The 24,868-nt window shown below is 59.7% G+C and carries 23 protein-coding genes; 6 read left to right on the top strand and 17 right to left on the bottom strand.

Annotated features, from left to right (window positions below; all coding sequences use genetic code 11):
- Nucleotides 1–6: 6 nt before the first annotated feature.
- The 6 genes from AC2FFD_RS14510 to AC2FFD_RS14485 form a co-directional block, all read right to left on the bottom strand.
- Nucleotides 7–1,458, bottom strand: coding sequence for an aldehyde dehydrogenase family protein (locus AC2FFD_RS14510; protein WP_496873430.1), 1,452 nt, complete (start codon nucleotides 1,456–1,458; stop codon nucleotides 7–9).
- Nucleotides 1,459–1,491: 33 nt separating this feature from the next.
- Entirely contained in the window at nucleotides 1,492–3,090 is a 1,599-nt protein-coding gene (locus AC2FFD_RS14505; protein WP_496873429.1) for an ABC transporter ATP-binding protein, read from the bottom strand.
- Nucleotides 3,087–3,902, bottom strand: coding sequence for an ABC transporter permease (locus tag AC2FFD_RS14500; RefSeq protein WP_496873428.1), 816 nt, complete (start codon nucleotides 3,900–3,902; stop codon nucleotides 3,087–3,089). Before AC2FFD_RS14500 ends, AC2FFD_RS14505 begins: the two co-directional genes overlap by 4 nt.
- Nucleotides 3,899–4,846 carry an ABC transporter permease gene (locus AC2FFD_RS14495; protein ID WP_496873427.1) on the bottom strand — a complete coding sequence of 316 codons (948 nt, stop codon included), beginning with the start codon at nucleotides 4,844–4,846 and terminating at the stop codon, nucleotides 3,899–3,901. Before AC2FFD_RS14495 ends, AC2FFD_RS14500 begins: the two co-directional genes overlap by 4 nt.
- A 40-nt stretch (nucleotides 4,847–4,886) precedes the next feature.
- Entirely contained in the window at nucleotides 4,887–5,957 is a 1,071-nt protein-coding gene (locus tag AC2FFD_RS14490; protein WP_496873426.1) for a ligand-gated ion channel, read from the bottom strand.
- Nucleotides 5,958–6,019: 62 nt separating this feature from the next.
- Complete coding sequence (locus AC2FFD_RS14485; RefSeq protein ID WP_496873425.1) at nucleotides 6,020–7,507, bottom strand: ABC transporter substrate-binding protein; 1,488 nt, start codon at nucleotides 7,505–7,507, stop codon at nucleotides 6,020–6,022.
- Between the two features lie 169 nt (nucleotides 7,508–7,676).
- Here AC2FFD_RS14485 and panB point away from each other — a divergent pair, with 169 nt between their 5' ends.
- The 3 genes from panB (at nucleotide 7,677) to glpK (ending at nucleotide 10,912) form a co-directional block, all read left to right on the top strand.
- Entirely contained in the window at nucleotides 7,677–8,516 is an 840-nt protein-coding gene (panB, locus tag AC2FFD_RS14480) for a 3-methyl-2-oxobutanoate hydroxymethyltransferase (RefSeq protein ID WP_496873424.1), read from the top strand.
- Entirely contained in the window at nucleotides 8,513–9,364 is an 852-nt protein-coding gene (gene panC, locus AC2FFD_RS14475; protein WP_170346753.1) for a pantoate--beta-alanine ligase, read from the top strand. The genes panB and panC overlap by 4 nt, the downstream gene beginning before the upstream one ends.
- A 69-nt stretch (nucleotides 9,365–9,433) precedes the next feature.
- Nucleotides 9,434–10,912, top strand: a complete 1,479-nt coding sequence (gene glpK, locus AC2FFD_RS14470) for a glycerol kinase GlpK (RefSeq protein WP_170346754.1) — start codon at nucleotides 9,434–9,436, stop codon at nucleotides 10,910–10,912.
- Here the strand turns inward: glpK and smpB are convergent.
- The 10 genes from smpB to AC2FFD_RS14420 form a co-directional block, all read right to left on the bottom strand.
- Nucleotides 10,909–11,385 carry an SsrA-binding protein SmpB gene (gene smpB, locus AC2FFD_RS14465; RefSeq protein ID WP_170346755.1) on the bottom strand — a complete coding sequence of 159 codons (477 nt, stop codon included), beginning with the start codon at nucleotides 11,383–11,385 and terminating at the stop codon, nucleotides 10,909–10,911. The genes glpK and smpB overlap by 4 nt on opposite strands.
- 58 nt (nucleotides 11,386–11,443) lie before the next feature.
- A complete protein-coding gene (gene idi / locus AC2FFD_RS14460; RefSeq protein WP_170346756.1) occupies nucleotides 11,444–11,986 on the bottom strand; it encodes an isopentenyl-diphosphate Delta-isomerase in 543 nt (180 codons plus the stop codon).
- A 201-nt stretch (nucleotides 11,987–12,187) separates the two neighbouring features.
- Nucleotides 12,188–12,601 (bottom strand): c-type cytochrome, encoded by a 414-nt coding sequence (locus tag AC2FFD_RS14455; RefSeq protein WP_170346757.1) that lies wholly within the window; start codon nucleotides 12,599–12,601, stop codon nucleotides 12,188–12,190.
- A 113-nt stretch (nucleotides 12,602–12,714) separates the two neighbouring features.
- Nucleotides 12,715–13,731, bottom strand: coding sequence for a P1 family peptidase (locus AC2FFD_RS14450; RefSeq protein WP_480685817.1), 1,017 nt, complete (start codon nucleotides 13,729–13,731; stop codon nucleotides 12,715–12,717).
- 82 nt (nucleotides 13,732–13,813) lie between these two features.
- Complete coding sequence (locus AC2FFD_RS14445) at nucleotides 13,814–14,560, bottom strand: SDR family oxidoreductase (RefSeq protein ID WP_170346759.1); 747 nt, start codon at nucleotides 14,558–14,560, stop codon at nucleotides 13,814–13,816.
- 60 nt (nucleotides 14,561–14,620) lie between these two features.
- Nucleotides 14,621–15,040 (bottom strand): alternative ribosome rescue aminoacyl-tRNA hydrolase ArfB, encoded by a 420-nt coding sequence (gene arfB, locus AC2FFD_RS14440; RefSeq protein ID WP_425079939.1) that lies wholly within the window; start codon nucleotides 15,038–15,040, stop codon nucleotides 14,621–14,623.
- A gap of 263 nt (nucleotides 15,041–15,303) precedes the next feature.
- Nucleotides 15,304–15,951 (bottom strand): queuosine precursor transporter, encoded by a 648-nt coding sequence (locus AC2FFD_RS14435; RefSeq protein WP_496873423.1) that lies wholly within the window; start codon nucleotides 15,949–15,951, stop codon nucleotides 15,304–15,306.
- A 91-nt stretch (nucleotides 15,952–16,042) separates the two neighbouring features.
- A complete protein-coding gene (locus AC2FFD_RS14430; RefSeq protein WP_496873422.1) occupies nucleotides 16,043–16,927 on the bottom strand; it encodes an esterase-like activity of phytase family protein in 885 nt (294 codons plus the stop codon).
- Nucleotides 16,900–17,763: a penicillin-insensitive murein endopeptidase gene (gene mepA / locus AC2FFD_RS14425; protein ID WP_170346763.1), complete on the bottom strand. Its 864-nt coding sequence runs from the start codon at nucleotides 17,761–17,763 to the stop codon at nucleotides 16,900–16,902. Before mepA ends, AC2FFD_RS14430 begins: the two co-directional genes overlap by 28 nt.
- The gene (locus AC2FFD_RS14420) at nucleotides 17,760–19,127 is read right to left on the bottom strand and encodes an MFS transporter (protein ID WP_496873421.1); all 1,368 of its coding nucleotides are present in this window, start codon (nucleotides 19,125–19,127) and stop codon (nucleotides 17,760–17,762) included. The genes mepA and AC2FFD_RS14420 overlap by 4 nt, the downstream gene beginning before the upstream one ends.
- Before the next feature lie 128 nt (nucleotides 19,128–19,255).
- On the opposite strand from AC2FFD_RS14420, the gene AC2FFD_RS14415 reads away from it, so the two are divergent.
- From AC2FFD_RS14415 to yaaA, 3 genes are all read left to right on the top strand, one after another.
- Nucleotides 19,256–19,543, top strand: a complete 288-nt coding sequence (locus AC2FFD_RS14415) for a YggT family protein (RefSeq protein WP_005980077.1) — start codon at nucleotides 19,256–19,258, stop codon at nucleotides 19,541–19,543.
- Nucleotides 19,544–19,619: 76 nt separating this feature from the next.
- Nucleotides 19,620–21,659, top strand: a complete 2,040-nt coding sequence (gene recQ, locus AC2FFD_RS14410) for a DNA helicase RecQ (RefSeq protein ID WP_496873420.1) — start codon at nucleotides 19,620–19,622, stop codon at nucleotides 21,657–21,659.
- A 33-nt stretch (nucleotides 21,660–21,692) separates the two neighbouring features.
- A complete protein-coding gene (gene yaaA / locus AC2FFD_RS14405) occupies nucleotides 21,693–22,463 on the top strand; it encodes a peroxide stress protein YaaA (RefSeq protein ID WP_496873419.1) in 771 nt (256 codons plus the stop codon).
- Nucleotides 22,464–22,553: 90 nt separating this feature from the next.
- Here yaaA and AC2FFD_RS14400 read toward each other — a convergent pair whose 3' ends face one another.
- Nucleotides 22,554–24,812: a response regulator gene (locus tag AC2FFD_RS14400; protein WP_496873418.1), complete on the bottom strand. Its 2,259-nt coding sequence runs from the start codon at nucleotides 24,810–24,812 to the stop codon at nucleotides 22,554–22,556.
- Between the last annotated feature and the right edge of the window lie 56 nt (nucleotides 24,813–24,868).

Here is a 24,868-nt window from a genome sequence, read left to right as displayed (position 1 = left end):
AAAACGCTAACCGTGAAACGCGGCAACTGTCTTCAACTGTGAAAAGCCGTACAAAGCTTCGAACCCTTTTTCGCGGCCGTGTCCGGATTTTCCCACCCCGCCAAATGGCAGTTCAACGCCGCCACCAGCACCGTAGTTGTTTATGAAAACCTGACCCGAGTGCAATGCTTTCGCCAACCGCATCTGTCGCGCACCATCCCGCGTCCAGACGCTGGCGACCAGGCCGTATTCCGTACTATTCGCTATGGTCAGAGCCTGTTCTTCGGTGTCAAACGGGATCAGAACCTGAACCGGGCCGAAAATCTCGTCCTGTGCCAACTGATGATCTGGCGGCACGTCTGCGAACAAAGTGGGCCGGACATAGGCTCCGGTTTCTGGCGCGTCATCGACAATCTGTCCCTGCGCAGCGATCGTCAGGTCCGTGGCTGTTTTCAGAAAGCCGCTGACAATCTGTCTCTGCCGGTCCGAGATCAACGGTCCAACGCGCAGATCCTGCATCGCCGGTCCGACCGTCAGTTCTTCATAGGCCTTGGCCATGCGCGATCTGACCTGCTCATAGACGCCCCGCTGCACCAGGATGCGGGACGAGGCCGAACAGGTCTGGCCCGCATTTTGGATCCCCGCATTCACCAGAAACGGCAGCGCTGCATCCAGATCGGCATCGTCAAAAACCAATTGCGGGGATTTCCCGCCCAGTTCCAGCGTCACGGGCACCACATTGCGTCCCGCCGCCTGCTGCACAAGGGCCCCGGTGGCAACCGAACCGGTGAACGAGATATGGTTGACTCCCCGATGCCCCGACAGCGCTGCACCCGCCTCGGCCCCCAGACCGGGCACGACGTTCAATGCTCCGGCTGGCAGCCCGGCCTGTTGCGCAAGATGGGCAAAGGCCAGCGCGGTCAGGCAGGCCTCTTCCGCAGGTTTCAGAACACAGGCGTTGCCCATGGCCAACGCCGCCCCGACGGAACGCCCGATAATCTGCATCGGATAGTTCCAGGGCACGATATGACCCGTCACCCCATGCGGTTCGCGCAGGGTGTAGACGGTGTAGCCATCGAGATAGGGAATGGTCTCGCCCATCACCTTGTCGGCCGCGCCGCCATAGAACTCGCAATAGCGCGCCAGGGCGACCGCGTCTGCCCGGGCCTGTGTCAGCGGTTTGCCGACATCCATCGCCTCGAGCCGCGCCAGATCGTCCACCCGGTCCAGCACCAGCTGGCCCAACCGTGTCAGGATGCGGCCGCGTTCCAACGCCGTCTTTCGCCCCCAATCACCATTCAACGCAGAACGGGCGGCTTGTACCGCCGCGTCGATATCCGCCTCGGACCCTCGGGCGATCCGGCAGATCTGGGTCCCGTCCGAAGGGTTGATCAAGGGCAGGCTGTCGCCCGCAGCCGCCTGGCTCCAGCGCCCGCCGATCAGGCACAAGGTGGGATCAAACCAAATGTTCTGGGTCATTTTGGGCCTCCAATCAGGCTCTAACAAGGAACTTTACGCCGTCAGCGGCCTTATCTCGGGCAACCGGGGCGCAGCGGCAATCAAGGTTTGCGTGTAGGGATGTTGCGGATCTTCGAAGACCTGCTTTGTCTGACCCTGTTCGACGATCCGACCGGACTGCATCACAAGCACACGGTCGGTGATCGTGCGGACAACGCTCAGGTCATGGCTGATGAACAGATAGGTCAGGTCATAGGCTTCGCACAGGTCAGCGAGCAGATCGAGGATCTGAGCACGGACCGAAACGTCAAGCGCCGAAACCGCCTCGTCGAACAGGATCAGTTCGGGCCGTATGATCAGGGCGCGTGCAATAGCGATCCGTTGTCGTTGCCCGCCCGAGAATTCGTGGATGTACTTGCCCGCGTCGCCGGGGCTGAGGCCGACGGCCGTCAGTATTTCCGAGATCCGATCCCGCCGGTCTGATCCGGTGGGCGGGTCGTCCAGCAAATGGAAAGGCTCGGTGATCAGGCGCGCGACACGATGACGGGGGTTGAAGCTGCCATATGGGTCCTGAAACACCACCTGCATCTTCCGGCGCACGGCAAGGTTGGGTTTGTGCCCAGTGAAAACCGGCTGACCACCCAGCCGGATTTGACCGGACTGAACCTCCTCCAAGCCCAAAATTGCCCGTGTTAGGGTCGATTTTCCGCATCCGGATTCCCCGACCAAACCCAACCGCTCGCCTCGGTTGAGTGAAAAACTGACACCATCCACTGCCCGGTGATGGCGCGGCGCGTCCAACAGGCCTTTTCGGGGCAATCGGTAGTCCCGGACAACCTGGGTTACCTCCAGCAACGTTTGCGGTTGCGCGGGTTCCGGCAAAGTGACCTGATGGCCAGACGCCTCGAACAGCATTCGGGTATAAGGGTGTTGCATGTGACGCAGCAGGTGCTGTGTGGCCCCGCTTTCAACCACTTCTCCGTGGCGCATGACGATGATCTGGTCCGCCATATCAGAGACAACGGCCAGATCATGGGTGATCATCAGCAGCCCCATGTCGTATTCGCGCACCAGCCCCTTGAGCAGGTCGAGGATCTGCGCCTGTGTCGTGACGTCCAGCGCTGTCGTCGGCTCGTCCGCGATCAGCAGCCTGGGGCGCAGAGCGATGGCCATGGCAATGACCACGCGTTGCCGTTGTCCGCCGGACAGTTCGTGCGGATAGCGGGAAAGGGGGAACCGATCAGGTGGCAGGCCGACCCGGGTCAGAACTTCTGCGGCACGTGTTCGGGCCTGGGTCGGGGGCATCGCCTTGTGGATCAGGATCGTCTCCATCACCTGATCACCGATGGTTTTCACCGGATTGAGCGCTGTCATCGGTTCCTGAAACACCATCCCCATGGACGCGCCGCGCAAGGTGCACATATCGGATTCTGACCGTGTCAACAGATCCTGACCGTCCAGCCGGATCGCACCTTTCACGCTGGCCCCATGCGGCAGCAACTGCATCGCCGCCAATGCGGTCATCGATTTGCCCGAGCCGCTTTCACCCGTCACCGCCACGATCTGGCTGGGGTCGATGGACAGGCTGACCTGTTTCAGGATCGGTATCCCGTGGATCGTCAGCGACAGGTTTTCAATCTGCAACAAGCTCATACCCGCGCCACCCTGATCCGGGGATCCAGCCAGTCGCGCAGACCATCGCCCAGCAAGTTCAGACCCAGCACCGTGACGATAATCGACAGACCCGGAATCAGAGCCAAATGCGGGGCAAAACTGACCATCGTCTGCGCGTCTGCCAGCATCCGGCCCCAGCTGGGCGTCGGAGGTTGAGCGCCCAGACCGACATATGACAGGCCCGCTTCGGCCAGAATGCCAAGGCTGAACTGGATGGTCCCCTGCACGATCAGCAGATTGGCCACGTTGGGCAGAATATGTTCAGCCGATATCCGCGCCACCCCTTTGCCCGACACACGGGCGGCAAGGATGAACTCTCTCTCCCAAAGCGACAAAGCAGCGCCGCGGGTGATACGGGCAAAGACGGGGATGTTGAAAATGCCGATCGCAACAATGGCGTTGATCGCGCCGGCACCATAGACGGCCGTGATCAAGATGGCGATCACCAGCGAAGGGAAAGCGAAGACCAGATCGTTGCCACGCATGATGACCTCATCCAGCCATGAGCCTTTGCGCGCGGCCGCTGCCAGGCCAAGAGGAACGCCAAGTGCCATGCCGATGCCGACGGCCACCAGCGCCACCGCAATCGACGTACGTGCACCAACCATGATCATCGAGAACATGTCGCGTCCGAAATGATCGGTTCCAAACCAATGCTGCCCGTTTGGTGGCTGTAATTTATCGGGAATGTCCAACGCAGCATGGTCGTAGGGGGTCCAGACGAACGACACCAACGCGGCCAGAACCACCAGCGACGACAACAAAGCCCCAAGGATCAGGTTCCGGTTCATGTCCTGCTCCTGAGTCGCGGGTCCACGGCCGCATAAGCAAGATCGACAAGGAAATTGACCGTTATCACGGCAAAGACCAGCAGCATCACGACCGATTCCACGACGATGAGGTCACGGGCAGAAATGGCCTGAAACACCAGCCGCCCGAGACCCGGCAGATAGAACACCTGTTCGATGATGATCGACCCCGCCAGCAGGAAGGAAAACTGCAAGCCTATGATGGTCAGCACCGGAATCAGCGCATTTCGCACCCCGTGCCGCCAAAGGGCCTGACGGCCGGACAGGCCCTTGGCCCGAGCCGTGCGCATGAAATCCTCACCTAGAATGTCCAGCAAGGCCGACCGCATGACCCGCGCCAGAATCGCCGCCTGTGGCAGGGCAAGCGCCACGGCAGGCAGGGTCAGGGATCGCAGGCCGGCCCACAGACCGTCGTTCCAACCGGCAAACCCGCCCGCATTGAACCAGCGCAGGTTGATGGCGAAGATCAGCACAAGCATCATCGCGAACCAGAAATTGGGCACAGCAATCCCAAGCTGCGTCGCCCCCATCACTGCAAGGTCCCCCGGCTTGCCCCGACGCGCAGCGGCATAGATTCCGGCGGGAAAGGCGATCAATGTGGACAGTGTCAGCGCGTAAAGCGCCAGGGGCAACGACACCCACAGCCGGTCCGCGATCATCTGCGACACTGGTGTGCGGTAGGTGTACGAGGTGCCGAAATCGCCCTCCAGCATGCCGCCCACCCAATTGAAGTACCGCTGTATCCTGGACGCATCCAGGCCCAGCTCGGCCCGCAGCGCGGCCAGCGTGTCCTCCTGCGCGTTGACGCCCAGCATGAACGAGGCCGGATCACCCGGAGCAACCTCGATCACGGCGAAGATGACCACCGAGGCGACGGCCAGGCTGACAAGCAAGGAAATCAGTCGTTTGAGGACGTAGCGGAGCATTGGCACCACGTTAGGGTCACATCAGGCGCGGGTCCAGCGTCTAAGGCACCAGAAGGAAAGCAGAAACCGCATAGGCAACGATCGCGGCATAGCCCAGTGGATAGATCCACTTGATCGCATAATTGTCCAGGATGCGCGCCGCCCCCTCCTTGCCGGACACTTTCAATCGTCGCAGCGCGACGTTGAACACGATCAGCGCCCCGGTCATCAGGAACATGCACTGAAGGACAAAATCCAGAAAAGTCAGATAACCCAGCTTGGGCAGATCTGCGGATATCGCCCAGTTGAACGCGACAAACACCAGCAGGTTGCCGCCCGCGATCTCGATCCTCCGGCGGTATTCATCCAGAAAAAACAGCGCCCAGCCGACCGAAATCAAGACAAGCATCGGCAGGAAAACCCGTATGACGTAGTATGTCAGATGTCGTTTGCCCTCGAAAACAAGCGCGACCTGATCGCTTTCTTTGCCGGATAGCCCCAGAACCCTGGACGTTTCCAACCGTGCATTGTTCAGAATCCATTCTTCTTCGCCCAGTTGATCTCCGAGGCCAGAAAATTCATCCAGCGGATGGTAATTGACATATTCGGACGGAAAGACCGATACGACTTCGAAATGGAACTCCTGCGTGTCGAACGGGTATTTTCGGAAATCGAAATGAGGCGCCTGGAGTGTAAGAGACGATTTTTCGACATACAGCACCCGTCCGTCGTACCGCAGGGATGCGGCGGATTCGTGGATCCACTTGTTGGACTGCTGATTGTGAATGACAAAAGCCGGCAGAACGGAACCTATACTTGCCGCATGATCGGCAAGATCGGGCGGGTTGAAAACCCTGATATCCCTTCCCAGTTCCTCGGGATCAAACGCCAGCGCAGGATCGGTCCATTCCACCCGCAAGACCACAACCGCGCCGTAGTTTTCAGCCTTTTGATCAACGCCGGTGATCTGGTCGATGCGAATGCCGACGCCAACATCCAACGGGTTCTCGGGCGTTCCGGGCAGGGCATCCAGCCGCCCACCCAACACGTTCTGAGCCGTGGCCACGACCGAAGAACCGAACACCAGGAAAACACCTAAAACCAAGACGGGAACGGCGCGGAGCAAGAACATGCGTGAGAACACCCTGACACAATGAAAGGCCCGGGCCGCCCAGCGCGGCCTGGGCAGTACTATTACTCGGACCAGCTGATCTGAGTCAGATCGATTGCGGCGGTGGGCGCGTTCTTCCAAAGGCCCTGAACTCCGACTTTCGCAACGCCCAGCTTGGCCAACTGGAACAGGTACCCATTGACATAGTCGCTTGCGATCAGGCGCTGCGCCTGACCCAGCAAACGGGTGCGTTCTTCGGGGTCGGTGGTGGTGTTCAGCGTGTCCATCAGCGCCTGAAAATCCGTGCTGTCATACTGGAAGTAATAATCAGGCCGCGCATAAATGCCGATATCCATCGGCTCCGTGTGGCTGACAATGGTCAGGCCGAACTCCTTGCCCTTGAACACCGTTTCCAACCATTGCGCCCATTCCACATTGATGATCTCGGCCGTGATGCCGACCTCGGCCAGCTGCGCCGCTATGATTTCGCCCCCGCGGCGGGCATAAGACGGCGGCGGTAGATGCAACGTGGTCTCAAACCCGTTTTCGAACCCTGCCTCTGCCAGCAACGCCCTTGCTTTTTCAGGGTCGTAAGCCGAATTGCCCGTCAGATCGACATACGCCGGATGATGCGGCGCAAAATGGGTTCCGATCGGGGTGCCATAGCCGAACATCGCGCCGTCGATGATGGCCTGCCGGTCGATGGCATGGGCCAGTGCCTGCCGGACCAGAATACTGTCAAACGGAGGTTGTTTGTTGTTGGTGGACAGGATCGTCTCACCTTCGGTCGAGCCGACCAAAACCTGAAAGCGCGGATCGGCCTCGAACTGAGGCAGGTTTTCCGGCGCGGGGAAGTTGTCAAATACGTCGACATCCTCGGCCATCATGGCGGCAAAAGCGGCAGTCGGGTCCGAGATGAACTTGAATGTTGCAGTCTCTAATGCAGGCTGATCACCCCAATAATCGGGATTGCGGTTCAGTGTGATACTGTCACCCTGCACCCAGTTGCCAAAGGTATAGGCGCCAGTGCCAACTGGATTGGTCTTGATGTTGTCTATGCTTTCCGGCGCGACGATGACTGCGTCCCCCCAGGCCAGGTTGAACAGGAAATTTCCGTTCGGCTCTGACAGGGTGACTTTGACCGTAAGCGGGTCGACGACCTCGACGGTTTCGATACCGGCAAACAGGGCCTTTTGCGCGTTGGCGCTGTCTTCCGCGGTTGCGCGGTCAAGGCTGAATTTGACATCCTCGGCGTCCATGGTGGTGCCATCATGGAAGGTCACCCCGTCGTGCAGTTTGAAGGTATAGACCGTCCCGCCTTCGGAAATCTCCCAGCTTTCCGCCAAGCCGGGTACGACTGAACCATCGCCCATGAAACGTGTCAGACCTTCGAAGATATTGGTGTAAACCACCGAGTCGATGGCTTGCGCCGCGGCGCTTGTCGGATCCAGATGCGGAGGCTCAAGCTGCATCGCTATGGTGATGTCCGACTTGGCCAAAGCCTGCGTGGCAAGCAGGCTGGCCCCTACGGCCAGGGTCGATGCAAATGTCCGGAACAGGAATTTCGTCATGTGAACTCTCCCTACTGAAACGGGTTGCGCCCTTGTTTTCAGGGCCGTTTTACCGACAGTCTTCCTGTAAACCTCAGGTCAATCAAGGGAATGTTCGCGCAACCGGGGTTTCTTCGGCCCCTCCCGATCTGCTATGCCGCACTGCAACATAATACTGCAGGAGCGATCCATGAGCGCCACCGCCCGCAAGAAAGCCCCGAACGCCGAGGATATTCGCGCCCGAAAAGGTGGCGAACCTCTGGTCTCTTTGACCGCCTATACCACGCCAATGGCGCGCCTGATGGACGCGCATTGCGATTTCGTGCTGGTCGGAGACAGCGTCGGCATGGTTCTGCACGGGCTGGACTCTACGCTGGGGGTCACGATGGAAATGATGATCCTGCACGGTCAAGCCGTGTCTCGCGGCCTGGACAGGGCGATGATGGTCATCGACATGCCTTTCGGAAGCTATGAGGAAAGCCCGGCACAAGCCTTTCGGAACGCCGCACGCCTGATGGCGGACACACGTGCGGGCGCGGTCAAACTGGAAGGCGGGGTCGAAATGGCTGAAACCATCCGCTTTCTGGTGAAACGAGGCATCCCGGTGATGGCTCATATCGGACTGACGCCGCAATCAATCAACACGCTGGGCGGCTATAAGGTGCAGGGCCGTGACGAGCAGGCCGAAGCCGTCATGGCAGACGCCCGCGCCGTAACCGAGGCTGGCGCGTTCTCGGTCGTTCTGGAGAAAGTGCCCCAAGGTCTGGCGAACCAGATCACCGAAGAGATTGCGATCCCGACCATCGGCATCGGTGCATCTGCGGGCTGTGACGGGCAGATTTTGGTCGTGGACGACATGGTGGGCTTTTTCACCGCCTTCAAACCCAAATTCGTCAAACGCTATGCCGAGCTGGGTCCGTTGGCCGAAGCGGCCATTGCGGAATACGCCGCTGAAGTCCGCGCGCGGACCTTCCCGGCGGATGAACACGTCTTTGCCGATCAGGCTCCGGCCAGAGGACAAAACACATGACCGCACCGATTCTGCGCTCTCTGGCCGAGCTGCGTGCCAAAACCACCACTTGGCATCGAAACGGTGAGACCATCGGCGTGGTTCCGACCATGGGTGCGCTGCACGAGGGGCATTTGTCACTGGCACAGGCGGCGAAACAGGGCTGCGACCGGGTGATCGTGACGATTTTTGTGAACCCCAAGCAGTTCAACAATCCCGAAGACCTGGCAAATTACCCCCGCACCGAGCATGAAGACGCCCAAAAGCTGGCCCCGTATGGTGTGGATGCGATCTATGTGCCGGACCCGCAGGAAATCTATCCGGAAGGGTTTTCGACGACGGTATCGGTCGCCGGTCTGACCGACGTGATGGAAGGCCCCTTCCGCCCCGGGCATTTCGAAGGCGTGGCCACGGTGGTCGCCAAGCTGTTCCTGCAAACACAGGCGGATCGAGCCTATTTCGGGGAAAAAGACTATCAACAGCTGCTGGTTGTCCGCCGGATGGCGCGTGATCTGAATATCCCCATCGAGGTGATCGGCTGCCCGACCGTGCGTGAACCCTCGGGCCTGGCGATGTCGTCGCGCAATCTTCTTCTTTCCCCCCAAGGGTTGAAGGTCGCAGAACAAATGAACGGCGTCATGCAACAGGTGGCTGACGATCTGGCCAAGGGCGCAGACTTTGCCAAACTGGCGCAGGATGCAAAGGAAACCCTGCTGAAGGTCGGGTTTTCCGAAGTCGAGTATGTCGACCTGCGCTGTGCCGAGACACTGGAAAGCCTGTCCAGCGCCACCCAGCCCGCCCGCCTGTTCGTCACGGCCTGGGCCGACGGCGTCCGCCTGATCGACAATATCCCTGTCAACCCGGCCTGATTTCTGCACTGGCCCCTGCGCCATTGTTTGCGCTAAAGTCCGGCAAAACGATACCGGGGGAGAGCGGAAATGACCCATATTCTGGCAATCGATCAAGGCACTACGTCTTCGCGCGCCATTCTGTTTGACGCGCAGATGCGGCCTGTCGGCACTGCCCAGCAGGAGTTTCCCCAGCACTTCCCGCAGGAAGGCTGGGTTGAACACGACCCCGAGGATATCTGGTCCAGCGTTCTGCATGTGTGCCGTGAGGTGATGGAAACCACCGGCATTTCAGCGGACCAGATTGCCGGTATCGGCATCACCAACCAGCGCGAAACGACGGTCGTCTGGGACAAACAGACCGGCAAGGCCATCCACAATGCCATCGTCTGGCAGGACCGCCGCACCGCCGATATCTGCGCCCGCTACAAACAGGCCGGGTGCGAGGATGACGTTACCGCTCAGACCGGTCTGCTGCTGGATCCCTATTTCTCGGGCACCAAGGTCAAATGGCTGCTGGATACCGTTTCGGGTGCCCGCGCGCGGGCAGAAGCCGGAGACCTGCTGTTCGGCACGATCGACAGTTTCCTGATCTGGCGGCTGACCGAAGGCCGTGTTCATGCAACCGATGCCACCAACGCCGCCCGTACCCTGCTGTTCGACATTCACTCAGGCACGTGGAGCGCCGAGATTTGCGACCTGCTGGACGTGCCCCTGAACCTTTTGCCCGAAGTAAAGGATTGCGCCGCGGATTTCGGAACCACCACTTTGTTCGGGGGCGACATTCCCATTCTGGGCGTTGCAGGCGACCAGCAAGCCGCCACCATCGGGCAGGCCTGTTTCCAGCCCGGTATGATGAAATCAACCTATGGCACGGGCTGCTTTGCGCTGCTGAACACAGGCGCACAGCCGGTTCAGTCGAAAAACCGCCTGCTGACGACGATCGCTTATCAACTGGACGGCCGGCGAACCTATGCGCTGGAGGGATCGATCTTTATCGCGGGGGCCGCAGTGCAATGGCTGCGCGACGCGTTGCAGATCATTGATGCGGCGCCACAAAGCGGCGAACTGGCGGCTCGGGCTGACCCGAACCAGCATGTGGTGCTTGTGCCCGCCTTCACCGGCCTCGGGGCGCCTTATTGGAAACCTGACTGTCGCGGAGCGCTGTTCGGGCTGACGCGCAATTCCGGCCGGGCCGAGATCGCCCGCGCCACGCTGGAAAGCATCGCCTTCCAGACCCGCGACCTGTGGCACGCCATGCAGGGCGACTGGGGGGCCGATGCCGATGTCATCCTGCGCGTCGATGGCGGGATGGCCGCGTCTGACTGGACCATGCAAGGCCTGTCGAACTGTCTTGGCGCGCCTGTGGATCGCCCGGTCATGCAAGAAACGACAGCCCTGGGCGCCGCATGGCTGGCAGGCATGAAAGCCGGAATTTATCCGGATCAGGCCGGGTTTGCGGAAACATGGGCGCTGGATCGCCGGTTCGAGCCAACGATGGACCAAGCCGACCGCGATGCGGCCTATGACCGTTGGCAACGCGCGGTACAGGCGGCGATGGCGTTCTAGCTGTGGTCTTTCAACAAGCGTTGTTTCTGCCGTGACCAATCGCGCTTGGCCTGGGTTTCGCGCTTGTCATGGGTTTTCTTACCCTTGGCGATGCCGATCTTGATCTTGGCCAAACCCTTGTGGTTGAAATACAAAACCAGCGGCACCAGCGTCATGCCCTTGCGCTGGGTTGCATTCCACAAATCGGACATCTGTTTGCGGGACACCAGCAACTTGCGACGGCGGCGCTCTTCATGCTTGAACACTTTGGCCTGCTCGTATGGCGCGATATAGCTGTTGACCAGCCACAGCTCGCCGTCATCGACGGTGGCATAGCTTTCGGCAATGTTGGAACCACCCGCGCGCAGGGATTTGACTTCGGACCCTTGCAGAACGATACCGCATTCGATGTCCTCTTCGATTGCATAATCGAAGCGGGCGCGCCGGTTTTCGGCAATTACCTTGTAATTCGGGTCTGTCTTCTGCTTGGCCATAACGCGTTGATTTAGGCGGCTTGCGCCGCCCTTGCAAGGCACGGATTTCCAGCCGGGGTCAGGATTTGGCCGAAATGATCAGATCCGGGCCAAAAATCGTGTCTGCATGGTTGTGAAGGTATATCTTCAACCAGGGCGTAAACCGGTCCGGGTGGCGTTTCACCTCGGCCAACAGATCGTGATAGTCGATCCAACGGATATCCATGACTTCATCCGGGTTGGGCGCGATTTTCAGCGGGCCGCGGACATGGGCCAGAAAGACGTCGACAACCTCGTTTTCCACCATGCTGTTGCCCACATCGGCGTGGTATTCCAACCGGTGCCGGTATTCGGGATACAGACCTGCGATCCCAAGCTCTTCACGCAGGCGGCGCACGGCACAGGTGGAAGAGCTTTCATCCCAATCTGGATGCGTACAGCAGGTGTTCGCCCAAAGGCCGGGCGTGTGGTACTTGCCCAGCGCCCGGCGCTGCAACAGGATCTCGGTCCCCCGAACGACAAAAACCGACACAGCCTTGTGCTTGAGTCCTTTTTCGTGAACTTCAAGCTTGTCTACAGGGGTCAACTCACCATTGACCCAAGCTGGGATCATGATACCCATCTGTCCTCTCCTGCTGCCAATCCGCCTGACGAGCCCTGATTTTGATTATAGCTGTTGCCGGACGGGCTTGGCGTTGCGGCGTTTTTTCGCGATCCGCCGTCATATACCAAAGTGTCGCTGTTCCACACTGTTATCAATCGCACCAAAGGCCGCAGGGGCTGCGGCCTTTGGTCCTTGTGCATTGGTGCACAGTATCAGGTGTTATTCACCCGACACGCTTGCGATATAGGCATAGACGTCTTCACCACCCTTTTTCAGCTTGAAGGTCATTTTCGATTTGGCAGACGTGTCATCCAGATAGGATTTCAAAAATGCCTTGGGGTCCTGAGCATACTCGACAAAAGTAGTCTCGTCCCAGACCAGACCCTTCTCACCGGCGGCAACGATGCTGTCTCCGTACTTGAAACCCTCAACGGTACCGGCGGTGCGGCCAGCGATTCCATAGAGGTTGGGGCCGGTTTTGCCACCCTTGACGATCACTTCGCCTGCCGGGTCAGCGATCATGTGGCAGGACTTGCACTTGTTGAAGGTTTTCTTGCCCGCCTCAGCGTCGCCTTCAGCATAGGCAGGAAGGGCCAGAAGGCCGACGATTGCAGTAGCGAGGATGCGATTCATAGCTTTTGCTCCGATACAAATTGGCTGCACCGAATGGACCGTCGGCGCAAAAAAGAGTCAACGCGCAGATTGCCGCGCGCGTTCACTGTGCCACTGCGACAAATAGGCTGTCCTTAACTTTTGTCATGTACCCCGGACCAGCAAGGCAACAGATCGCCTGCTGCCGGAGTCGCCAGATACACGGCGCGCGCGATGGCCCGCGCCAGGCAAAGCGAGGCCGCATGCCCGATGACACCAGGTTCGGTATCGGTGGCGACACCTCGCGCGCCCGTGCTGACCCCGAATACCAGATCGCCATCCCCCGGCGTGTGGGCGGGTACAATGGCGCGGGCAATACCGTCATGGGCGGCAACGGCCAACCTTTGACATTGCGGTTTGCTCAGGGCCGCATCCGTCGCAACGATGGCAATCGTGGTATTGGCCTTGTCCGGGTTCGCCGACCGCATCACCTGCGCTTTGCGACTGACCATTGGTTGGCCAAGCCCGGCATTGGGATCAGGTCCCAATCCACCGAATTCGCCGTCCACTTCAAATGGGGCGGCCCAGAAATGCCTGTCACCCGGCGTGGTGACACTGCCCAGCGGATTGACCGCAACCAATGCGCCTACGGTGGCACCGCTGTCCAGAACAAGCGAGGCGGAACCCAACCCGCCTTTGTGCATCGCCGTCAGAGCCCCGGTTCCTGCACCTGCGGTTCCGAGTTCGAACCGGTCCGACGCGGATTCGAACGCCGCACGGCCCAAGGAGCGATAGGGATTCTGGTGCCACGCCTTGTCGCCGCCATTCAGCAGGTCGAACAGAATCGCCCCGGGCACGATCGGCACCACGGCGGAACCCACCTGAAACCCACGACCCTGCGCATGCAGCGCGTCCATCACGCCCGAACAGGCATCCAGCCCAAAGGCCGACCCGCCCGAAAGCACGATCGCATCCACCTGGTCAACGGTCTTGTCGGCGGCCAGCAAATCTGTCTCGCGCGTGCCGGGTGCGCCGCCCATCACGTGCACCGAGGCTCGGAGTGGTTGCGCGCCGGTCAGAACCGTGACGCCTGATTTCAAAGCTGCGTTCTGTGCGTTGCCGACCATCAGGCCGGCGACATCCGTGATCAGGTTTCTGGGTCCGGGGATCATGCATACCTCGGTGGTCGAGCGGGAAAGCGCGCTGGCGCGCGCTGCCTCCGGCGGGGATATTTTTGGCCAGATGAAGAACGGATCAGATGCATCGGCCTCCGTCCACCTCGAGCGCGGCGCCGGTGATCATGCTGGCCTCGTCCGAACACAGGAAACAGGCGGCATTGGCCATGTCTTCAGGGGTTGAAAAGCGGCCCAACGGGATGGTCGACAGGAATTTGGCACGGATTTCGGGTGTGTCTTCACCCATGAAAGACTTCAGCAATGGCGTTTCCCCGGCGACCGGGCAGATCGCGTTCACCCGCAGCCCGGAAGGGGCGAGCTCGACTGCCATCGTTTTGGTTGCGGTGATCATCCAGCCCTTGGAGGCGTTGTACCAGTTCAGGTTCGGGCGCGGTGACAGGCCCGCGGTTGAAGCCACGTTCAGCACTGAACCCGCCCCGCGTGCCTTCATAGGTGGAACCAATGCGCGGGCGGTCAGATAGACGGATTTCATGTTCACGTTGAAAACACGGTCGAAATCCGCTTCGCTGACCTCCTCCAACGGCGTCGGCAGGTGGGTCACACCGGCATTGTTCACAAGGATGTCCAGATGGCCGAAGGTTGAGAAAGCCGCATCCGCCATCTTTTGAACCGAAGCGCCCTCGCCTACATCAACCTGCTGAGCAACCGCTTCGGACCCAAGCTGGGTTGCAAGCTCATGGGCGGCATCGCCATTGATGTCAGCAATCATGACGCGCGCGCCTTCGGCCAGGAACTTCCTTGCGATCCCCGCACCAAACCCGGATGCACCGCCAGTGACGATTGCGGTTTTTCCCTCCAGCCTCATGGCGTTACTCTCCTGCACCTATTGATGGCCAGACTATCAACGCCCGGACGAGATGCCAGATCATTCTTCGGACACCTTGCCGCGCAGCGCCTTGACGTCGCCCCGCGCCTTTTTCGCCGCAAGCCTGCGTTTGACCGAACCATAGGTGGGTTTCGTCGCGATGCGCCGCTTGGGTTTGACCAGCGCCTTACCGATCAGTTCCGCCAGTCTTGTACGTGCGATTTCCCGGTTGCGGGCTTGGGAACGTGTTTCTTCGCACTGGATGATGATCGCGCCATCCTTGGTCCAGCGCCGCCCGGCCAGCCGTTTCAGCCTGTTCTTGACCGGATCGGGCAAAGAAGGGGAGCGCGCGGCCTCGAACCTCAGCTCAACGGCGGTTGAGACCTTGTTCACATTCTGCCCACCAGGGCCGGAGGAACGCACGAAGCTCTCGGTCAATTCCCAGTCTTGCAGAGTGATATCGTCAGAGATGCGCAACATGGGTGAGACCATAACTGGCGCGGCTGAAAACAGAAAGGGCCGCCCCGGCGGGACGGCCCTTCGAAAGTTCAGGAGGTCGGGTCGGTTAGATCAATCGACCAGCCGGAGCGCACGCTCGGCCAAGGGCTGCCCTAGCAGGCGGTCCCCCCGGTTGTTCCGACACCTCTCTCCAATCTCTTTCTTGACACTGGATCACCTCCTTTTCTATCTGTTGCGGTTGAAAAGAAGCGTGACACAAGATGCGCCATTCTCAAAGCACTTTTTTACGCAGGCTGTGCAGCGGTCAGTCGCGCAACGATCACCTTGAACGGGATCAGAGCGATCAGGGCCAGCGACAGTTTCACCAACCAGTCGGCAAAGGCCAGCGTCACCCACAGCGGTGCCTCGGGACCAGACAGCATGAAGGGCACGGGCTCCCACGCCCAGTTGATGGCAGCATCCGCATCGGCGCCAAAGAAGGTGACCGAGGCCGAGAAGGCGATGGTGAAGAACAAAGCGGTATCCAGCGCTGAACCTACCAGAGTCGATACCAGCGGCGCACGCCACCATTGACCGCCACGCATGGCGTTGAACACGGTGAGGTCGGTCAGTTGCGCAATCAGGAAGGCGGTGCCCGAGGCCACGGCGATGCGCAGCGGCACGGCGGCATAGGTGAAGCCGTCGCCCTGAAGCATGATCTGGCTGCCGATCAGCGAGCAGATCACCCCGGTGACGAAGCCCGCGAAAACAACCTTGCGGGCCGGGCCCACACCATAGACGCGGTTCATGATGTCAGTGACCAGAAAGGCCAGCGGATAGGTGAAAGCACCCCAGGTCAACAGCCCGTCAAGGATCAGGAACTGGACCAGGATGTTCGAGGCCACGACGATGGCGGCCATGGCAATGATGCCGGGAATAAAGTTGCGTTGCATATTTTGATGCCCGTTTTGACAAGGTAGCGGCGACTTGGCCAAGGGACCGTCCCGAGGCAGGCTGTGCGTTTAGACCTTCATCTGCCGCGTGTCAATCGGGCAGCAGATACTCGACCAACTCGGTCCGTTGCAGCGCCAGAAAGTTGTCGTCCGAGATCATCGTGGCCCGCAAACGTCCCTGATCATCCCGCCAGATCGACAAGCCTTCGAGGTTGTCATGCGCGCCCGTTCCGGTTTCGAACAGGGTTTCCTCGGCGTTTGGCATGTCGCCTGCCAGATCCCACCGCCGCAGGCGCGAGCGAAACCCGATTGCCGAGAGGCTTCGCTCCAACACATAAAACCGCCCATCAGGACCGAAATCAGCGGCAACCGGCTTGAACCAACCGCGCTGGGGCAGAACAAAAGGGGTCGACCAGGTTTGGCCATTCCAGCGATAGACGGGAATATCTCCGACCGAGGTGCGGTTTGTTTCCGGCAACGTATACAGCCGCCCGCGCCCATCGATGGCCAAACCTTCAAAGGACCCGTTGTCGGCGAGATGCTGAAATGCCTGCGGGCGTGGCAATACACGCGCCTTCGTGCCCGGTGCGGGGTAATGGGCGACGCGGTGCACCCCTTCGAATGAGATATAGAACCCACCGTCAGGAGCCGCCGCAATCCCTTCGGAATCGCCAACGCCGCCTGACATGATATGACCATTGCTGGACAGAACCGGCCATTGCCCCAGAATGCGAAGGCCGGTGATCTCTCCATCAAGACGCTCAATGCGCGCCGTCACCAACCGCGCCCGGTCACTCAGCGCCATCATCTGCTGCCCATTGTCGGAAATGTGCAGCGCCGAGAATCCACCGAACCAATCCGCCGTGTCACGCCATGCAAAACTGCTTTGATGTGTGGCTGTTTTTTCATCCACTCCAAGGGCCGCCGTGGCCAGAAACAGTGCCGCACCTACTTGGATTGCAAGACTGAGGCGCATTGTTTCGGCAAATCGGCCAGCACATATTCCCGGCGTTTCTTGGGCGGCGGCGCGTTCGGGTCGGGCGGCGGCGGGTTCAGGATGTTACGCACCCATTGTTGCGCCTCGGCACAGCCATCGCCCTTGGGAGGTGCGTCCTGGTTGACGCATCCCTTTGATCCTCTTGGGCATTTCAGGCGCACATGGAAGTGGTAGTGATGCCCCCACCAGGGCCTGATCTTGCGCAGGTAGGCCCGGTTGCCTTTTTCATCATTGCACATCTGAACCTTCGCCCCGGGGAACACGAAGATACGTGCCACGCGCTTGTCCTTGGCGGCTTCGCGCAGCACCGCGTGGTGCTGTTTGGTCCAGTTGCTGTTGACATAGGCACCGTTCGAGCGGCGCAGCGATACGGACGAAATATTCTCGCGCGCCTTGCGCGACAGGCGCATGTTGTCACCCGGAAGCATCCAGATATCGATATCCAGCCCCAGCTGGTGCGAGCGGTGGCCCGAAGTCATTGGCCCACCCCGCGGCTGGCTGATATCCCCGATATAGAGACCATTCCAACCCGGCTGTTTCGCCGCGAACCGGCTGAGGTCCTGCACGTAATCGATTGCCTCGGGATGTCCCCAGTTGCGATTGCGCGACAGCCGCATTGCCTGCCACGTGGGCCCGGTTTCGGGCAATTGCACCGATCCGGCCGCACATCCGCGCGAATAACTGCCGAACGCCGCTGCTTTTTGTTGCGAGCTTACCTTCTGTGCTCCGAACAACTGCTTTGCCAAGGGCTGTGCCGATGCCGTATGTGCCAGCGCGGCTATTACCAGTAGTGCAAAAAAACGTAATAAAATCATCTGCTCTGATCCCCTTCAGGTCTGACCCAGCGCATCAGGAATAGACCCAGAATAAACAACAGAATGATTGGTGACACCCCCAGACGCGCACTGCCGGTTGCGGTTGTTGCAATCCCGATCAACAACGGTGCCGCAAAAGCGGTCGCGCGCCCCGACAGACCATAAAGACCAAAGCTTTCGACCGGAGTTTCAGGGTCGGTGTGGCGCACCATCATCGAACGGCTGGCCGATTGCAGAATGCCTCCCATGCCACCGATCAGCACACCACAGCCAAAGAAGACCAGATCAGGCAGGTTGGATCCGTCAGGCAGGCCGATGCCGTAGATCTGCGTCCGGTCCATCGACACCACTGTGACACAGACGAAAATCAATACCCAGATCGCCACCAATATCACCGGTTTCGGGCCGTATTTCTTGTCTGCCTTGCCCCCAAGCCACGCAAAAACGGCCGAGGCGAGAACGCTGACGATCCCGAATACTCCGATCTTGATCAGATCCCATTCCAATACCAGCCGCGCGTAGACACCACCAAAACTGTACAGCCCGTTCAGTGCGTCGCGATAGAACATGGACGAACCGAGGTAACTGGCCAGACTGACGCGATAGCGCAAGTTAGACACTGATTTCGACAACAGGCGCAGCGCCTCACCCACGCTTCCCGTCTTGTCCGTCGCCGCATCGTCGCGGACCCACAGAAAGTACGGCACCATGAACAGAATGAACCACGTTGCCGTAAAGGGGCCGACAAAACGCGTGCCTTCCCGTGTGGCGGCATCCAGACCAAAGGCGGGCGTCATCCCGATCAGGGTTTTGCCGTTTGGCTGTTCCACAAACAGCGCCAGCATGATCGCCAGCGAGATCAGCCCGCCAAAATAGCCAAAGGCAAAGCCCGAGCCCGATATCTCGCCCACTTCGCTGTCATCGCCCAGATCGGGTAGCTGCGAGTTGATGAAGATCAGCGCATATTCCGCACCTACGAAGCCAAAACCGAAAGCCGACAGCATCAGCCACATGTTCGAGCCATCGGGCATCGTGTACCAAAGCGCCGCAGACCCGACCGCATACATGACCGAAAAGGCAAATATCCACGGGATGCGCCGCCCCGAGACATCCGCCATCGCCCCCAGCAGCGGCGCGCCAAAAGCGATGATCAACCCGGTGATCGTCAGACAGTTGGCCCAAACGGTCTGTGCACGCGCCGCTGCCGCCTGCGCATCCAGCCCTTCAGTGGTGAAATACCCGGCGGCGACGCCAGCGAAGTAGGGGCCAAAGACAAAGGTGACCAGAAGGGTGTGATAAGGCTGGCTGGCCCAGTCAAAGAACCACCAGCCCCAGATGCGCCTGCGCTTGGAAATCTCTGCCATCTCTGCCCCTGTTTATCGTTGCGATTATATGACTGGGCTTTAATTCAAATCGCAAGCGTTGAGTGCCAGGCACTTGCTCTTTGTCGCTATGGTGCTTAGGTCTCGGCCAACAAGAATACGGAGAACCCATGCTGTCGCTGATCCAAATCCTGCTGCTGATCCTGGATATTGTCTGGTTCATCATCCTGGCCCATGTGATCATGAGCTGGCTGATCAACTTTCAGGTGCTCAACCTGCACCAACAGCTGGTCGCGCAAATCTGGTACGGGCTGAACCGCCTGTTAGAGCCTATTTATGGCCCGATCCGGCGCATCCTGCCCAATATGGGCGGTCTGGACCTGACGCCGCTGGTGGTGCTGATCGGTGTCTATGCGCTGCGGATCATCCTGATCAACAACGCGGTCTATTTCTACTGACCTCTTGTTCCCCGATTCCGACTGTGTGATTGTCCGTTCAAGAGCAGTCAAATCTTGAAACAGGGCACCCCCGCACATGTTCGACGCCGCGCCTTTGCTGCGAGATGTCTTTGGATTCGATGAATTCCGCCCCGGGCAGGAAGAGATTGTCGATGCCGTAACTGCCAGCCAGAACGTGCTGGCGATCATGCCCACGGGTGGCGGCAAATCCCTGTGTTTTCAACTGCCTGCCCTGCTGCGTGACGGGGTGACGGTGGTGATCTCGCCGCTGATCGCGCTGATGCGCGACCAGGTGCGCGGGTTGCAGGAGGCCGGGGTCGAGGCCGGTGCGCTGACCTCGGGCAACACCCCCGAGGAAACCGACGCCGTGTGGGAGGCACTCGAGGCCGGGCGGCTGAAACTGCTGTATATGGCGCCCGAGCGGCTGGCGGCGGGCTCGGCGCTGGGCATGTTGCGGCGGATCAATGTCAGCCTGATCGCGGTGGACGAGGCCCATTGCGTCAGCCAATGGGGCCATGATTTCCGGCCTGATTATTTACGGATCGGAGAGTTGCGGCGCGCCCTGAACGTGCCTCTGGCCGCCTTCACCGCGACCGCCGACGCCGAAACACAGGACGAGATCGTCGAGAAACTGTTCGACGGCACGCCTCCGCGCAAGTTCCTGCGCGGCTTCGACCGCCCGAACATCCACCTGGCCTTTGCCGCCAAGGACAGCCCGCGCAAGCAGATCCTGGATTTCGCCGATGCGCGCCGGGGCCAGTCGGGTATTGTCTATTGCGGCACCCGCAACAAGACCGAAGTGCTGGCGCAGGCGCTGCGCGAACAGGGCCACAGCGCCTGCCACTATCACGGCGGGATGGAGGCCGAGGACCGCCGCATCGTCGAAACCCGCTTCGCGCGCGAGGACGGGCTGATCGTGGTGGCGACCGTGGCCTTCGGCATGGGCATCGACAAGCCCGACATTCGCTGGGTCGCCCATGCGGACCTGCCGAAATCCATCGAGGCCTATTACCAGGAGATCGGCCGCGCTGGCCGCGACGGCGGGCCGGCCGAGACCCTGACCCTGTTCGGCCCCGACGATATCCGCCTGCGCCGCTCTCAGATTGACGAAGGTCTTGCTCCGCCCGAGCGCCGCATGGCGGATCATGCGCGGCTGAACGCGCTGTTGGGGTTGGCCGAGGCGCTGGAATGCCGCCGCCAGACCCTGCTGGGCTATTTCGGGGAACAGGCGGCACCCTGTGGCAAATGCGACCTGTGCGATACACCGCCCGAAGTGTTTGATGGCACAACACCCGTCCGAATGGCCTTGTCCGCGATTCTTCGTACCGATGAGTGGTTTGGCAGCGGTCACCTGATCGACATTCTTCTGGGGAACGAGACCGACAAGATCCGCGCGCGCCGTCATGATGGTCTGTCCACCTGGGGCATCGGCAAGGAATGGTCGCGCGCGCAATGGCAGGCGATATTCCGCCAGATGATGGGGCACGATCTGGTGCGCCCCGACCCCGAACGCCACGGGGCCTTGCGGATGACCGAGGCCGCCAAACCAATTCTCAAGGGCGAGGCAAAGATCAACCTGCGCAAGGACGCCCTGCGCAAGGCAACCCGTCGCCCCGCCGTGAAAGCCATGGTGTCCGATGAAGATGCGCCCTTGCTGTCGGCTCTCAAGGCCAAAAGACGCGCTTTGGCAGAATCCGCCCGGGTCCCGGCCTATGTCATTTTCCCGGATCGCACCCTGATCGAAATGGCGGAAAAGCGCCCCATGACGCTGGACGAGATGGCCCGGATCGGCGGCGTCGGCGCCAAGAAGCTGGAACGCTATGGCGACACCTTCCTTGAAGTGATCGCGGGCGAGGTCCAGGCGTTGCACCCGGCGCGCCGCAAGCTGGCCGGTCGCGATCAGGGCGACATCTATGACCGCTTGCTGGAAGTACAATCTCAATTGTCCCGGGGTCCCGACGGGATAGACAAACCCCTGACCTGCTCGGCCTCGCAACTGGCAAAGGTGGCGCAGATGCGCCCTGACGACCTGCGTGGACTTGAACAGGTGCTGGGCGACCGGCGTCACGAAAGGTTTGGCACTGCCTTTCTGGACGTGTTGCGTGGGGCGGGCTAGATACGTCAGAGCAGGCAAGAAAAGAGGGCAGGTATGCTGGTAGTGATTTCTCCGGCCAAGCGGCTGGACTGGGCAGAGCGGGACGTTCAAGTCACACAGCCGGATTTTCAGGATGATGCGATCAGACTGTCCAAAACCGCACGCAATCTGACCCTTGGCGATCTGAAGAAGCTGATGGATCTGAGCGATGATCTGGCGCGACTGAATCGCGATCGTTATCGTGCTTTTTCCGACATGCCAGACGCCGATGCGACGCGCCCGGCCGCGCTGGCCTTTGCAGGCGACACCTATCAGGGTCTGGAAGCAGCTTCGCTCGACCCTGACGAACTGGCATGGGCGCAGGATCATCTGCGCATCCTCTCAGGTCTCTATGGTGTCTTGCGGCCACTCGATGCGATACAGCCCTACAGGCTGGAGATGGGCAGCAAGCTGAAAACACGGCGCGGCAAGAACCTGTATGAGTATTGGCGCGACCAGCTGAGCAAAGCTCTGAACGCACAAGGCAACGTGATCGGCAGCGACGTTCTGATCAACTGCGCCAGTCAGGAGTATTTCGGCGCCGTGGACCCGAACGCTCTGAAATTGCGCGTCATCTCGCCGGTTTTCATGGAAGACAAAAACGGCACTCCGAAAACCGTGAGTTTCTTTGCCAAAAAGGCGCGTGGCGCAATGGCGCGATATGTCATTCAGCACCGCCTGTCCGACCCCGATGCCCTGCTGGATTTCGATACGGGCGGTTACGCGTATCGTGCTGACCTGTCGGAAAAGGACAAACCTGTCTTTGTTCGACCTTACTCGGCCTGAGACGCTGACAGCCTGATTGATGTTTCCTTCCACGGTTTCGGGCCGTGGGTCCGAGCGAGGGGCCAGCCCCTCGCGCTCCCCGGGATATTTTCAGCCAGATGAAGCGGGATCCTGGTTGTGGTCACACATGGGTGCATGTTCCTGGGCGAGGTGATTGTCCATGACTTCGCTTACGCCATCCGGTTGGTGTTGCCGGATCATTTGATGAATATGGTTTTTGCGCAGCGGTTTCGTCATGTAGTGATCCAACCCCGCGGACAGGATACCCTGATCGTCACCGGCCATTGCATGAGCCGTCAAGGCCACGATCGGTACATGACGCCCTGTTTCGACCTCAAGCCTGCGGATTTCAGCAGTGGCCTGTTTGCCATCCATCTTCGGCATGGAAATATCCATGAAGATCAAGTCCGGGTCAAACTCCTGAAAGATCTCAACGGCTTCAATTCCATTGGACGCAAATCGCAGGTCTATATGCAGGTCTTTGACCATCTTTTTCAGGATCAGCTGGTTGGTAAGATTGTCCTCGGCCGCAAGTACCTTCATGCGCCTTGTTTCCAAGACTTTGGTTTCTTTGTTGTCAGGGGCGGAATTTCGCTGCGGCGAGCGACGTTCCGGCGGCGGAGTGTCCTTGAGAGCCACGAGCCTGGAATACAACTCGGCCCTGGGGATCGGCTTCTGCAACACACCGTCGATCAGTTCACGGGCTGGGTGCGTGTGGATCAGGGATGGATTTGCAGACATCACGATGACCGAGGCGTCGCCCCACCCACGGTCTTTGAGGGTGACGGCAAGATCCAAGCCATCCATATCCGGCAGATCATGGTCGCACAGGACAAGTTCAATCGCGTCATGCATTTCTGCCAGCGCCTCGGCCCCTGACGCGCAAACCGTCACTTCGGCTCCTAAACGGCCAAGTTGTTTCGCCAAAATGGCACGGTTTACGGCCAGATCCTCGACCACCATGACGTGTTTCACGCAATCCGCCAGTTTCGGAGGTTCGGGCTGTGGGCCTTCTGCCGTGGGCAGCGACACCCTGAACCCGAAACAGGACCCCTGACCCGGTTCGCTTTCGACCCAGACCGAACCGCCCATCATGGTGATCAGGCGCCTGCTGATGGCAAGACCCAATCCGGTACCTTCAAATTGGCGATTGCGTTCGTCTTCGACCTGATTGAACTCACCAAAAACGTGGTTGATCTTGTCCGCGTCGATACCGATGCCGGTATCTTCGATGGCAACATGGATATCGCATGTCTGAGCCTGGGCATGCGGAACGCCTGTCACACGGACCAGGACATGCCCTTCCGTGGTGAATTTGACTGCGTTGCCGACCAGATTGGTCAGAACCTGCCGTATTCGGCCCGGATCGCCCACGAAAAGGGTGGGCAGGAACAGGTCGTAATCCACAAGCAACGTGAGCCCCTTGTCGCGCACGCTTGGCTGCAACAGCATTGCGACTTCAAGAATGCAGCGCTCCAGATCGAAGGGTTCAGGGTGCAAAACCAATTTGTCCGCCTCGATCTTGGAGTAATCAAGCACGTCGTTGATGATAACCAACAATGCCTCACCCGAATTGCGGATGGTGTTGACATAGAGCCGCTGTTCTTCGTCCAGCGGAGATTCATCAAGCAGTTCGGCCATACCCACGATACCATTCATCGGCGTGCGGATTTCATGGCTCATATTGGCGAGAAAGGCTGATTTAGCCCTGTTGGCCGCTTCCGCCCGTTCGCGGGCAGCCTTCAGTTCTGATTCGTGCCGGACCGACGCGGTGATGTTGAGCGCCAGGCTGACCACGTCACCGCCGCTGCCACGCTGATCGATCAGGCGGATGTAGTGACCGTTCCACAGTTGCATGACGATCGGAGGTGGATTGGCCCGGTTCCAGCGTGCCTGCATTCTGGCCTGCCATTCCTCGGCAGTTTCGTCACCGGTATCGACAATTCCTTCGGTGGTCAGCAATTGCAGAATGCGCTGGTAGGAAATCCCTGGCGCCACCTCATCCAGCCCTTCAAACACGCTGAGATACGCAGCGTTTGCGCTGATGAGCCTGCTGTCGCCGTCAAAGAATGCAAACCCGTCCTGAATCGTCTGGATCGAATGCCAGAGGCGGCGTTCGGCAATCTCGATCTTGGCATGAGCGACGGTGAGATCGGATTTGACCTTTTCGTTTTCGCCACGAACGGTTTCGACTTCGGCCTGAGTTTCACCAATGCGCCTGGTCAACGCCATGGCGTGTTGGCCCAGTTTGCGATTGGCGGCCGAAAGTTCGGCCTGTTTCAAGGCAAGCATTCGTTCGGCTGCCAGACGCGCACGCCGTTCCTGTGCCAGTTTGTTTGCAAGACTCATTTTGATCGATTCCGGGACGTTCGGAATTCAGCATCGCGACAGAGAATGAAAAACTG

This window comes from Ruegeria sp. YTSC002 (assembly GCF_059609845.1).
Note: the sequence above shows the minus strand (reverse complement) of the source record. Positions and strands in the feature narration are given on the sequence as shown.